Raw genomic sequence first — 13,122 nt, forward strand, 5'->3', positions numbered from 1 at the left:
TTATTTTTTCATCGCGCGGGCCTGTCCAAGATAGACAGCCACTTTATCTGCTTCAGGAGAATCTGCATACTCCTCTTCGATCTTAATTAAATATTCTTCCGCAGCTTCAGCATCACCAGTATTAATTGCAGTGATCGCAGCTTTTAAAAGAAATCTAGGAGTTGTAAATGAGTTTGTACGCATATCTGCTGCCTTCTCATAATATCCTAAAGCTTCTTCCGGCTGATCTAACTGAAGAAAAGCATCTCCAATTCCACCAGTTGCCAATGCAGAGAAAATCTCATCATCACTGCTAAAACCTTCCAATTGCTCGATAGCTTCCTGATACTTTCCAGTTCTTAGGTAAGCGAAACCAGCATTATACTGAGCAAGATTTGCCGCATCTGTACCACCATAATTCTCTATGATATCAAGGAATCCGTATTTACCTTCCCCACCATTAAGTGCAAGATTGTAAAGGGAATCACTCTGTGCTCCATTCGCTCTAAGAGCTGAAGCCATATAGTTTTGTGCCATTGCCATCTCGTTGGCAGCTTCGTTCTGTTTTGGTTCGTGGATAAAACGATTGTATCCAAGGTATCCAAGTACAGCAACGATAGCAACTCCCACAATGATGTAGATATACTTTTGATTATCGGCGACCCAGGTTTCGGTTCTACTTGCCCCTTCATCTAAACTGTTAAAAACTTCAGCAGTTGTTGATTCCTGTTCTTCGATTTGTTCCTTCTCAGATTTCCCGGAAGGCTTGTATCCTCTTTTCTTATAAGATGCCATAAAAAATTTTTAATGCGTGGCAAAAATATAATATTTTGTGAAAATTAAAAGAGAAAATATTTGTATTTTTTGAATAATTTGAAGTCCTTTTGCAGCTTTCAAAATATCTCTTCATTTATCATATCTCTTGCTGAAAAACAGCCATTTATGCACCTAAAAAATCTTAGCCTTCTCAATTACAAGAATCAAAAGACGGCTGAATTTACTTTTGACAATAAGATCAATTGCCTGGTTGGTAATAACGGCGTTGGAAAAACTAACGTTCTGGACAGTATTTATCATCTCTCCTTCGGAAAAAGCTATTTTAACCCAATTACTTCTCAAAATATCAATCATGAAGCTGAATTTTTCGTCGTGGATGGAGAATTTGAAAAAAATGATAAAGCTGAAAAGATCCTGGTTAGCGCCAAGAAAGGACAGAAAAAGGTCATCAAACGGAACAACAAAACTTACGATAAAGTGAGTGATCATATAGGATTTATTCCTACCGTGATCATTTCCCCTGCAGATCGGGACCTTATTATTGAAGGTTCAGAAACAAGGAGAAAGTTCATGGACGGAGTTATTTCTCAAAGCGATCAATCCTATCTCCAATCCTTATTAAATTATACGAAACAGATCTCACAGCGAAATTCCTTATTAAAATATTTTGCTGCCAATTCTACTTTTGACCGTGATACCCTGGAAGTTTACAACCACCAAATTAGTAACCTTGGACAGGATCTATTCGAAAAACGAAAAAGCTTCCTAAAAGAGTTTATTCCGATCTTCAATAAACGTTATGCTGATATTACTAATAATAAAGAGATCGTAGATATTAATTATAGAAGTCAGCTATCTAAAAAGTCTTTATCATCACTGCTGGAAGAAAATCTTCAGAAGGATATGGCTTTACAATACACCTCTGTGGGAACCCATAAAGATGACCTTAGTTTTGAAATCGAGGGTCACCCTATCAAAAAGTTCGGCTCTCAGGGACAGCAAAAGAGCTTTCTGATCGCTTTAAAACTGGCACAGTTTGATTTTATAAAAAAAATTAGCCAGGTGAACCCTATTCTCCTGCTGGATGATATCTTTGACAAACTTGATGAAAACAGGGTGGCTCATATCGTAGCATTAGTAGCTACCAATGAACTTGGACAGATCTTTCTTAGTGATACTCACGCAGATAGAACCGAGAAGGTTGTGAAAGGCAGTAATCAATCATATAAAATTTTCAAACTTTGAAAAAAGCTTTATACTTATTAGTCGCTATCGTTCTCACCTCCTGTACGAAAACAGATCCCAACGAACAATTGCAAAATCTCACTGGATACTGGACGATCGAGAAAGTGGAAGTTGAGAATGATTCTGTGGTAGAATATAGTTTAAGTCAGTACATTGATTATATAGAGATCAAGGATAGTGTTGGTTTTCGAAAGAAACTTCAGCCAAAGATCGATGGTGGTTATATAGAAGCTTCAAATGATTCAGAAAAAATTACCGCGAAGATCGAAGATGATGCTTTGAACCTATATTATAGTACAGCTTTCGATGAATGGCAGGAAACGGTTTTGGTAGCTACGGAAGATGAACTAGTCATCAAAAATCGCGATGATAAAAAATATTATTATAAAAAATACGAACCTTTAATTAGCACAGATGAAGAAGAGACGGAAGAATGAGGAAATGGTCCTCGGTGATCTGCTGAAAAGTTTTGTAGGCGAAAACAAGCTTGACACAAAGGGACTAAACCAGGTACAGATACGGGAAGTATGGAACAACCAGATGGGGCCTGCAATTGCGAAATACACAACCGGACTTAAACTGAAGCATGACACGCTGTTCGTGCAATTGAGTTCTTCTGTACTTAGAGAGGAATTAAGTTACGGGAAGGAAAAGATCATTAGAAACCTCAACGAGGAGATGAACCAGGAATTAGTGAAAAAGCTGGTTTTACGTTAATTTAAAAATATGAATAAGAGACTGAAATATTTTCTAGCCTTTTTACTGGTTTTTACCGGACTTATGATGGCGATCAATGAAATTCTAAAGTATTTCTTTGAGCTGGATGGCATAGCGAATACGTTAATCACAGCTCTTATCACGGTAAGTATTTCTCCACGGCTACACCCTGCGAAGGAAGGTGATAGCTATATTTTTAAATGGTCCTGGTTTACGAAACCAATTGAAATTTAGTAACTTGATAAAATAAAAAAACCCGGACTTTTCAGTCCGGGTTTTTCTTTATTTGATAAGCTCTAATTAGAACATCTCTCTACCTGCAAAATGGAAAGCACCTTCAATTTGTGCATTCTCGTCGCTATCACTTCCGTGAACAGCGTTCTCACCAATACTGGTAGCATATTTTTTTCTGATAGTTCCTTCAGCAGCATCTTCTGGATTTGTAGCACCAATCAATGTTCTGAAATCTTCAACAGCATTGTCTTTCTCAAGGATCGCAGCAACAATAGGTCCGCGAGTCATGAATTCAACCAATTCTCCGAAAAATGGACGCTCATTATGCACAGCATAAAAAGTTTCAGCATCTCTCTTGGTCATGTGAGTAAGTTTCATCGCTACGATTCTAAATCCTGAAGCGGTGATTTGATCTAATATTCCACCAATATGCCCGTTTTCAACTGCATCTGGCTTAATCATGGTGAATGTTCTATTATCTGCCATTATCTGGTTTTTAAATTTGGTGCAAAAATAAATTATTTATGGGCATAAACAAGTGCTTTCTTCCAATATGTTGACTTACTGGAATTCAACGATATAATCCTGCTGCTTACGGTTATTAAGTCCGCGCATTTCCATGCTTACTCTAGAATTCTCAAAGTCGAATTTCAATAACCCAAAACTCTTTTTGCTCACTACCTCTCCTACTCTATGCTCATTTGGCTCACCGTCAAAAGCTTCATAGGTATGGGTGAGTCCGCTACTTGTAAAATCTACCAGAGGATAGCTAAGACCCTTGATTCTTTCTTCGGAAAATTCAGAGATATGGCGGTCTCCACTTAACAGGATGACATTTTTTGCTTCCGAAGCAACAATAAGATCTTTTAATTTTTGTGCTTCCGAAGGGAAATTACCCCAGGTTTCAAATCCGTGCTCGTCTGAAAGTATCTGGATACTGGAAAGAATAATATTAAACTGCGCATTTGAAGTTTCAAGTTCATTTTGTAACCAGCTCCATTGCTGTTCGCCAAGAATGGTCCCACTGGAAGGCTCATAGCGTCTATTAGCATCACTGTTCCTAAGCAGATCATCTCGAAAATAACGGGTATCCAACATGATCACCTTAATTGAACCTGTGGGGGTCTCCAGAATCTCTGAACTATAGATACCCTCCCGGTCTCTTCTTGGATCATTTTTCGCAACACCCATGAAGTCAAGGAAATATTGCTGACTTTCATCTTTAATTTTATAATCCTTGCCTCCATCGTTCTGGCCGTAATCGTGATCATCCCAAACCCCATAAACTGGTATGCTGCTAAGTAACTTTTGATATCCTTCATTACTTTTCTGAACAGCATAAGCCTCGCCTAAAACTTCAGGAACATCTGTATCTGCATATACATTATCGCCTCCCCATAAAAAGACATCGGGTTCATTTTTAAGAATTTCATTCCATAAGGGCTGAGGTGCATCTTCCCGGTTACAGCTTCCAAAAGCAATGATATAATCTGGTTCCTTCTCCGGCTTGATATCTTCGGTAGACCCGCAGGACACAAGGCTGAATATAAATAGGAATATTAGAAATCTTTGTTTCATGGTAGTAATTTGCAAGCTCAAATTTAAGGCTTCCACTGTTTCTATAGTGTTATTATATTGTATATTTAACCTCGATTATGATAGACACAAGAATACTCGAAATCACGGCAGAACTGGCAAAGGCAGATAATATCGTGATCGTTCCGCACAAAGGACCCGATGGTGATGCGATAGGCTCTACGCTAGGATTAATGCATTTTTTAAGAGATAAAGGTCATAAAGCGAATGTTATCGCTCCCAACGATTATCCACATTTTTTAAAGTGGCTTCCAGGTAGTGAGGAAGTTTATATTTACGAGCAGCAAAAAGAAGTTTCAGATCAATTGATCGCTGAAGCTCAGATCGTTTTTACACTTGACTTTAATGACCTATCCCGATGCGGCGGAATGGTGGAATCCCTTAAAGCTTCCGATGCTGTTTTCGTTATGATAGATCACCACCAGGAACCTTCAGATTACGCTCATTATACTTATAGTGATTCCACGATGAGTTCTACCTGCGAGATGGTACATAAATTTATAGAAAAGCTACGTGCTGGCAAACAGATTACTCCTGAAATTGCCACCTGTTTATACACCGGAATCATGACAGATACCGGAAGTTTCAGATTTAGCTCTACTTCCAGTGATACACATCGTGTTATCGCAGACCTGATGGACAAGGGAGCGAAAAACTCTGAGATTCATAATAATATCTACGATACCAATTCTGGAAATAAACTACAACTGCTTGGAACCGCACTTCAGAATTTAAAAGTGATTTCAGAATTTAATACCGCTTACATCAGCCTTACACAGGAAGAGTTGGACCGACATAATTTTAAGAAAGGTGATACTGAAGGTTTTGTAAATTATGGTTTAAGTCTGGATGGAATTAAATTTGCAGTCATTTTTATTGAGAATGAGAGTGAGAAGATCATAAAAATTAGTTTCAGGTCTAAAGGAACTTTCAATGTGAACAAGTTTGCGCGGGCACATTTTGAAGGTGGCGGACATATAAATGCGGCCGGAGGAAAAAGTGATCTTTCCATGAATGATACGATCGTAAAATTTAATAAGATCCTACCTGAATATGAGCAAGAATTAATCCAATGAAAAAGTTTCTATTTCTAATAGTTATGGCAATTGCCGTAGTTTCCTGTAAATCCCCGGAAGCACGTTATCCGGTTTCCCAAAGCAGTGGTTCGTATATCGATCAATCTGTAGAAAAGAACAGGGAAATGATCGCACAGGAAGAGGATTATATCAAACAGGTAATGGGAGAAAATACCAGTACGGAATATATAACCTCAGCAGATGGTTTCTGGTATTACTACAATAACAAGACACTGGACAGCCTCAATACTGAAACGCCCGAATTTGGTGATATTGTAACTTTCGATTATAGTATCTCTACAATTGAAGGTGAATCTATTTATGCTGAGGGTGACAAACCTACACGGGAATATGCTATAGATCGTGAAAAATTATTTACCGGACTTCGCCAGGGTCTTAAATTGATGAAACAAGGCGAAACGGTCACATTCCTATTCCCGTCCCACAAAGCATTTGGTTATTACGGAGATCAGGAACGTATTGGAAGCAATAAACCTATTAGCGCTAAAGTGACCTTACACTCTATAAAGGAAGAAGAACAATCAAACACAGAAACCAAAGAACAATAATGAGGACAAAAAGTTTATTTGTGCTTTTCGCTGTTGCGATTAGCTTATTTTCATGTAAAGAAGAATACCCGGAACTTGAAGACGGTATGTATGTTGAGTTTAACACCTCTATGGGGCCGATCATCGCTGAGCTTTATCACGAGGAAACTCCTATGACCGTTGCTAATTTCGTAACCCTTTCAGAAGGAAGCAGCACCATGGTAGACAGTACATTTAAGGGTAAAAAATATTACGACGGTATTGTATTTCACCGTGTGATTGATGGATTCATGATCCAGGGTGGTGATCCTATGGGAACCGGTAGCGGTGGACCGGGTTATAAATTCCCTGATGAATTCAAGGATTCTTTAAGTCATGATGAAAAAGGTGTTTTATCTATGGCCAATGCAGGTCCTGGAACCAATGGGAGTCAGTTTTTTATCACTTTGGAACCGGTAATGCAGCTTGATGGCAAGCATACGGTCTTCGGAAAAGTGGTAAAAGGTATGGATGTTGTTGAAGCGATTGGAAAGACCGAAACTGGTCCTAGAGACCGCCCTGTAAAAGAGGTTACCATGAATGAGGTAAACATCATTAGAAAGGGAAAAGCTGCTAAGAATTTCGAAGCTCCTAAAGTTTTTGAACAGGAACTTGCAGATCTTGAAGCTGAAAATGAAGCTAAAGAAAAAGAGCTACAGGACGTAAGATCCAAAAGAGTTGAAGAGTTCGCTGCCCTGGAAGCAAAAGCAGATTCTTTAGAAAGCGGATTAAAATTACATTTTGTTACTGAAGGTGAAGGAACTCAGCCTAAACAGGGACAAACAGTAAAAGTGAATTATGAAGGTTACTTCGCAGACGGGAAGATCTTTGACACTAACAAAAAAGAACTTGCCGAGGAATTTGGTATTTACGACCATAGAAGAGACCAGGCTATGGGTTACCAGCCAATGGATGTAGTTTATGGACCAGATGCCCCGATGATCCCAGGATTCAAGGAAGCTATTCAGCAAATGCAGGTAGGTGATGAAGTGGTTGCTTTTATCCCAAGCCATTTAGGTTATGGAGAAAGAGGATATGGAAGAGCGATCCCGCCAAATTCAGATCTTGTATTTAAGATCTCTGTAGTTGGAATTGCAGGAGAAGATCAGGAATAATCAACGATATAAAAAAATCCCCGTGCAAATGCACGGGGATTTTTTGTTTACAGAAAACATTTTTAGTTCTCCGGAATATTCTTTAATACCTCTAATAAAAATTTCCAGTACTTCTGGGCAGAGCTAATACTTGCGCGTTCATCTGGTGAGTGTGCTCCACGAATCGTAGGTCCAAAGGAGATCATATCCATTTCAGGATAATGGCTTCCGATGATCCCACATTCCAGACCTGCATGGCATGCTGCGATATTGGCTTTTTCACCATTCATTCTCTCGTAAATCTCATCCAGAGTTTTTAGAATATCTGAATCACTATTCGGAGCCCATCCAGGGTATTCTCCAGACAGTTTTACATCAAAACCTGCCAGTTCAAAGACAGATTTTAGAGAATCAGCTAGATCATCACGACTGGATTCAACAGAGCTTCTTGTCAAACATTTGATCTCGATCTTCCCTTCTTCAACACTAACTTTCGCAACATTATTTGAAGCCTCAACAAGATCTTCGATCTCCGGACTCATTCTATAAACTCCGTTGTGTGCCGCTGCAAGTGACAGTAATAGCTGTTTCTGAGAATCAAGATCCATAACTTCAACTTCAGAAGGAACTTTTTGAATTTCGATCTTCATATTAGGTTCCAGAGAAGAAAATTCAGCTTTAATTAGAGCTATCCTTTTATCTAGTTCTTTTGTAAAACTTTCTTCTTCAGTTTCAGGCAAAGCAATGATCGCTTCACTTTCTCTTGGAATTGCATTTCTTAATCCTCCACCATTAATCGATGAGAGTCTAAGCTTATATTCTTCCGTAGTATTAAGAAGCAGGCGATTCATTAATTTATTAGCATTGGCCAGTCCTTTAATGATATCCATCCCTGAATGTCCACCCATAAGTCCTTTGACCTTTATAGCAAAGGCACGGTAGGAATCTGGAGTGCTTTCTACTTTGTAAGTTCTGCTTGCTGTGATATCCACACCACCGGCACAACCTATACCAATTTCGTCATCCTCTTCTGTATCAAGGTTCAGTAAAATATCACCTTCCAGAAGATCAGGACTTAAACCTTTTGCACCGGTCATCCCGGTTTCTTCATCTATCGTAAATAAAGCTTCGATCGCAGGGTGCTCTATAGAATCGCTTTCCAGTATCGCCATCATAGTAGCCACGCCCAGACCATTATCGGCTCCTAACGTAGTTCCCTTAGCTCGAACCCAGTCTCCATCTACATACATCTCGATTCCCTGTGTATCAAAATCGAAGTCTGTATCATTATTTTTCTGATGCACCATATCCAGGTGAGCCTGTAGCACGATCTTTTTCCTGTTTTCCAAACCTGTAGTAGCTGGTTTGTAGATCACAACATTTCCTACGGAATCAACTTCGGTCTTAAGGTTAAGATCGTTACCAAATTTTTTGATGAATTCAATAACCCTCTCTTCTTTTTTGGAAGGCCGTGGCACCGCATTAAGATCGGCGAATTTATTCCATAATATCTTTGGTTCTAATGCTCTTATTTCTTCGTTCATATCTATAATTCTTCAATTGTTTTCAAAGATACCTTTTAAGCTGCTGAAACAAAAATTCATTGACATTCTGTATAATTTAACCGCTTTCATCTTTGCTGAAGTTAGGCCAGATATGAATTATTTGTACTTTTAAAATGTGAATAAGAAAACGACCCTCATTCTTGCGATCCTATTACCTGTTCAGGTTATTTTATTGAGCCTGCTTAATAGAGGATCTCTTTTTATTGAAACCTATTATTCTAACGGAATCTACCCGGTGATTTCCAGTATTTTGAGATATAGCATTGGAATTCTACCATTTTCGCTAGGTGATCTTCTGTACGCATTATTGGTGATCTTACTACTGAAATGGATATGGAGAAGATTTAGTCAGAAATTTAAAAATCCGATACAATGGATCCCCGATTCGCTTGCTGCATTGTCGATCATTTATTTTTGCTTTCATCTTTTCTGGGGCTTTAATTATTATCGCCAGCCATTACACAAAACTCTTGAGATTGATAATGAATATACTACTGAAGAATTAGTAACACTTTCAGAAATACTCATCAACAGATCCAATGAACTGCATGATCATTTAGCTGAAAATGATTCGGCTTCCGTACAATTTAAACTCTCAAAAAATGAGCTCTTCCGAAGAACTATAGAAGGTTACGATCATATAGCGCTGAATTATCCTGAATTAAACTATAAAGGCAATTCACTAAAGAGATCGATATATAGTAATCCTCTAAGCTATATGGGTTTTAACGGATATCTAAATCCTTTGACCAATGAAGCACAGGTGAACAGCATAATTGTTCCTTACAAGATACCCACTACAGCCAGCCACGAAATAGGACATCAATTGGGTTTCGCCAAAGAAAATGAAGCAAATTTCATCGCCTGCCTGGTCACCATGAACCACACAGATCCTCATTTTAGATATTCCGGCTATACTTTTGCTTTGAGTTATTGTTTAAGTGAAATCTTCAGAAGAGATAAAGAGGAAGGAGACCGTTTACTGGAGAGCATGAACCCTGGAATTATTGAGAATTACCGGGAAGTACAGGAATTCTGGCTGGAGCATGAAAATCCATTGGAACCAATCTTTGCTGCGACCTATAATCGCTATTTAATCGCCAATAATCAGGCCGGAGGTATGAAAAGTTACAGTTATGTAGTGGCATTACTCGTTAATTACTATAAAGATTCCAGAAACGACCTGTAGGAAGATTAACAGTTCTGCTATTTTTAGTACTTTAAGGCTCTTAAAATTTTAATCAATCTATATTTCCAAAAACTACCCACTTTTATGAAATTAAAATTTCTGCTTTTGGGAATAGTCCTGAGTGTTAGCTCTGCATATGCACAGGATTATTTCCCAAAGAACGATGGTGTTAAAACAGAAAACACCAATTACACCGTCTTTAAAAATGCCAGGATTCACGTGGATCCAAAGACAACCATTGAAAACGGAATGTTTGCCATTCAGAATGGAAAAATAACTGCTGTTGGAAAGAATATTTCTATTCCAAAAAACAGTATCGTGGTTGACCTTGCAGGAAAAGAGGTATATCCTTCATTTATCGACCTATATTCAAGTTTTGGAATAGGTAAACCAAAACGCGTAGAAGGTGGAAATGGTCCGCAATATGACGCTAATCGCGAAGGCTTCTACTGGAACGATCATATTCGCCCTGAAACCAACGCCGTAGCACATTTCAAATATGATGCTGATGAAGCCAAAAAATTGCTGGAAGCTGGATTTGGTGCTGTAAATACTCATGTTCCAGATGGTATTGTACGTGGCTCTGGAATGCTGGTTGCTTTGACTCCTGAAGTTAGCGAAGGTGACCGAATTCTTGATGACAGATCTGCACAATACCTTTCTTTTGACAAAAGCGTTCTATCAAGGCAGTCCTACCCTACTTCGCTAATGGGCGCTACTGCACTTATTAGACAAACTTATATCGATGCCGACTGGTATGCGAAAGGGAATGCGAAGAATAAAGACCTTGCTCTGGAAGCTTTAAATAACAATAAGAATCTGGTTCAGATCTTTGCGTCAGATAATTTACTAAACGAATTTAGAGCAGATAAAGTAGGTGACGAATTTGGTATTCAATACGTACTCTTGGGCAGTGGAAAAGAATACCAGCGACTGGACAAAGTAAAAAGCTCCAATGCTACGTTTATAATTCCGCTAAAATTCCCTGCAGCTTTTGATGTGGAAGACCCATATCTTACTAAGCATCTTGGTCTGGAAGAAATGAGAGAATGGAATCAGGCTCCTTCAAACTTAGCCATGTTGGAAGAACAGAAGATCCCTTTCACGATCACTACGCATGATATAGATCCCGCTAAAGACTTCAAGTCTAATTTGATGAAAGCGATGGAATTTGGATTAAGCAAAGAAGCAGCTTTAGCCGCACTTACCACTATTCCTGCCAGAACACTGGGCCAGGAAGGGAAGATTGGTACGATTAAAGAAGGTGCCTGGGCAAATTTCCTGATTACTTCCGGAGACTTTTTTGATAAGGAAACGACCTTATTTGAGAACTGGATTCAGGGAGAGAAGAAGGTACTGAATAGTATGGATGTTACCGATATAACCGGGAAATACGATCTGAAACTGAACGGAAAAACCTATAAGCTGGCGATCACCGGAGAACCGGCTAAGCCAAATGCTGAAGTGACCTTAGATGAGACCAAAATTGGTTCAAAATTGAGCATTTCAGAAAACTGGATGAATCTTTTGATATCTTCTCCAGACACTACTAAGACCGAATTCATCAGATTGGTAGCCAACATTCCAACAAATTCTAAGAATATTTCTGGTAAAGCAATTCTACCTGATGGCAAGGAAACCCGTTTTCAGGCTACTATGAAAGACGCTAAAGAAGAGGAAGAAAAGAAAGATGATGAGAAAAAGGAAGAGGATAACGTCCGTGAGTTGATCGCGGTAACCTATCCAAATGTCGCTTATGGCTTTAAGGAAAGACCAACGCAGGAAGATGTGCTTTTTAAAAATGCTACCGTATGGACCAGCGAAGATGAAGGGGTTCTGGAAAATACCGATGTACTTGTAAAAGACGGAAAGATCGTTAAGGTTGGAACAGATCTAAATGCCGGCAAAGCAAAAGTTATCGATGCAACCGGTAAACATCTTACTGCCGGGATTATTGATGAGCATTCACATATCGCAGCATCAGATATCAATGAAGCAGGCCATAATTCTTCTGCTGAAGTGACTATGGAAGATGTAGTTGATCCTACAGATATCAATATTTACCGTAACCTGGCTGGTGGTGTTACGACCATTCAGTTATTACATGGATCTGCAAACCCAATTGGAGGTAGATCTGCGATCCTGAAATTAAAGTGGGGAGCTCCTGCAGATGAATTGATCTTCGAACAGGCACCACCTTTTATAAAATTTGCACTTGGCGAAAACGTTAAACAATCAAACTGGAGTGGGAATCGCTTTCCGCAGACAAGAATGGGTGTGGAACAGGTATTTATAGATTACTTCAGTCGAGCTAAGGCTTATGAAAAAGAGAAGCAGGCTGCAGGAGACAATTTCAGAAAAGATCTTGAAATGGAAACTCTTGTAGAGATTCTTAATGGTGAACGCTTTATCACTTCCCACTCCTATATCCAAAGTGAGATCAATATGTTGATGAATGTTGCTGAAATGTTCGATTTTAATATCAACACTTTCACTCACATCCTTGAAGGTTACAAAGTAGCCGATAAAATGAAAGAACACGGTGTGGGAGCTTCAACGTTCTCAGACTGGTGGGCCTATAAATACGAGGTGAACGACGCGATTCCTTATAATGCCGCAATCATGAACGATGTTGGTATCACCGTAGCTATAAATAGTGATGATGCCGAAATGAGTCGCAGACTAAACCAGGAAGCTGCTAAAAGTGTGAAGTATGGTGGAATGAGCGAAGAAGACGCCTGGAAAATGGTTACGATCAATCCTGCCAAATTACTACATGTAGATAATTTAGTTGGAAGTATAAAAACCGGAAAACAGGCAGATCTTGTTCTATGGAATGATCATCCACTTTCTATTTATGCGGTTCCGGAGAAAACAATGGTAGAAGGAGTTGTTTATTTTGACAAGGATAGAGATATGGAACTTCGTAAGGAGATTCAGAAAGAAAGAAGCAGTGTTGTAAGCCAGATGCTGAAGGAAAAGAACAGTGGAGTTAAAACACAACCAGTGAAAAAGAAAGAAAAGCAGCATGTGCACTGTGATCTTTTAGAAGCTGTAAAATAA

13 protein-coding genes are annotated in these 13,122 nt (G+C 38.9%); 9 read left to right on the forward strand and 4 right to left on the reverse strand.

Going from position 1 to position 13,122, the window contains the following annotated elements; genetic code table 11:
• Positions 1 to 774, reverse strand: coding sequence for a tetratricopeptide repeat protein (locus ABVM50_RS14630; protein WP_295181612.1), 774 nt, complete (start codon positions 772 to 774; stop codon positions 1 to 3).
• A 147-nt stretch (positions 775 to 921) separates the two neighbouring features.
• On the opposite strand from ABVM50_RS14630, the gene recF reads away from it, so the two are divergent.
• The 4 genes from recF to ABVM50_RS14650 are packed head-to-tail and all read left to right on the forward strand — an operon-like array spanning position 922 to position 2,952.
• Positions 922 to 2,001 carry a DNA replication/repair protein RecF gene (recF, locus tag ABVM50_RS14635; protein ID WP_405199240.1) on the forward strand — a complete coding sequence of 360 codons (1,080 nt, stop codon included), beginning with the start codon at positions 922 to 924 and terminating at the stop codon, positions 1,999 to 2,001.
• On the forward strand, positions 1,998 to 2,438 hold the full coding sequence (locus ABVM50_RS14640) for a lipocalin family protein (protein WP_405199241.1): 441 nt from the start codon (positions 1,998 to 2,000) through the stop codon (positions 2,436 to 2,438). Before recF ends, ABVM50_RS14640 begins: the two co-directional genes overlap by 4 nt.
• Positions 2,416 to 2,718, forward strand: coding sequence for a DUF721 domain-containing protein (locus ABVM50_RS14645; protein WP_141878255.1), 303 nt, complete (start codon positions 2,416 to 2,418; stop codon positions 2,716 to 2,718). The genes ABVM50_RS14640 and ABVM50_RS14645 overlap by 23 nt, the downstream gene beginning before the upstream one ends.
• Positions 2,719 to 2,727: 9 nt before the next feature.
• Positions 2,728 to 2,952, forward strand: a complete 225-nt coding sequence (locus ABVM50_RS14650) for a hypothetical protein (protein WP_405199242.1) — start codon at positions 2,728 to 2,730, stop codon at positions 2,950 to 2,952.
• 66 nt (positions 2,953 to 3,018) lie between these two features.
• On the opposite strand, the gene ABVM50_RS14655 is transcribed toward ABVM50_RS14650, so the two are convergent.
• Together ABVM50_RS14655 and ABVM50_RS14660 are read right to left on the reverse strand one after the other, a co-directional pair.
• Positions 3,019 to 3,438, reverse strand: a complete 420-nt coding sequence (locus ABVM50_RS14655; RefSeq protein ID WP_141878257.1) for a nucleoside-diphosphate kinase — start codon at positions 3,436 to 3,438, stop codon at positions 3,019 to 3,021.
• A gap of 75 nt (positions 3,439 to 3,513) precedes the next feature.
• Positions 3,514 to 4,530 carry an alkaline phosphatase D family protein gene (locus ABVM50_RS14660; RefSeq protein WP_405199243.1) on the reverse strand — a complete coding sequence of 339 codons (1,017 nt, stop codon included), beginning with the start codon at positions 4,528 to 4,530 and terminating at the stop codon, positions 3,514 to 3,516.
• 77 nt (positions 4,531 to 4,607) lie between these two features.
• On the opposite strand from ABVM50_RS14660, the gene ABVM50_RS14665 reads away from it, so the two are divergent.
• From ABVM50_RS14665 to ABVM50_RS14675, 3 genes are read left to right on the forward strand one after another with little or no spacing between them, the layout of a single operon-like run.
• A complete protein-coding gene (locus tag ABVM50_RS14665; protein WP_405199244.1) occupies positions 4,608 to 5,624 on the forward strand; it encodes a bifunctional oligoribonuclease/PAP phosphatase NrnA in 1,017 nt (338 codons plus the stop codon).
• Positions 5,621 to 6,193: a gliding motility-associated peptidyl-prolyl isomerase GldI gene (gene gldI / locus ABVM50_RS14670; RefSeq protein ID WP_405199245.1), complete on the forward strand. Its 573-nt coding sequence runs from the start codon at positions 5,621 to 5,623 to the stop codon at positions 6,191 to 6,193. Before ABVM50_RS14665 ends, gldI begins: the two co-directional genes overlap by 4 nt.
• Entirely contained in the window at positions 6,193 to 7,326 is a 1,134-nt protein-coding gene (locus ABVM50_RS14675) for a peptidylprolyl isomerase (protein WP_405199246.1), read from the forward strand. The genes gldI and ABVM50_RS14675 overlap by 1 nt, the downstream gene beginning before the upstream one ends.
• Before the next feature lie 62 nt (positions 7,327 to 7,388).
• Here ABVM50_RS14675 and ABVM50_RS14680 read toward each other — a convergent pair whose 3' ends face one another.
• Entirely contained in the window at positions 7,389 to 8,849 is a 1,461-nt protein-coding gene (locus tag ABVM50_RS14680; RefSeq protein ID WP_405199247.1) for an aminoacyl-histidine dipeptidase, read from the reverse strand.
• Positions 8,850 to 8,985: 136 nt separating this feature from the next.
• Here ABVM50_RS14680 and ABVM50_RS14685 point away from each other — a divergent pair, with 136 nt between their 5' ends.
• Together ABVM50_RS14685 and ABVM50_RS14690 are read left to right on the forward strand one after the other, a co-directional pair.
• Positions 8,986 to 10,059, forward strand: coding sequence for a DUF3810 domain-containing protein (locus ABVM50_RS14685; RefSeq protein WP_405199248.1), 1,074 nt, complete (start codon positions 8,986 to 8,988; stop codon positions 10,057 to 10,059).
• An 84-nt stretch (positions 10,060 to 10,143) separates the two neighbouring features.
• Positions 10,144 to 13,122 carry an amidohydrolase family protein gene (locus tag ABVM50_RS14690; RefSeq protein WP_405199249.1) on the forward strand — a complete coding sequence of 993 codons (2,979 nt, stop codon included), beginning with the start codon at positions 10,144 to 10,146 and terminating at the stop codon, positions 13,120 to 13,122.

This window comes from Christiangramia sp. LLG6405-1 (genome assembly GCF_045055805.1).
Lineage (GTDB): Bacteria > Bacteroidota > Bacteroidia > Flavobacteriales > Flavobacteriaceae > Christiangramia.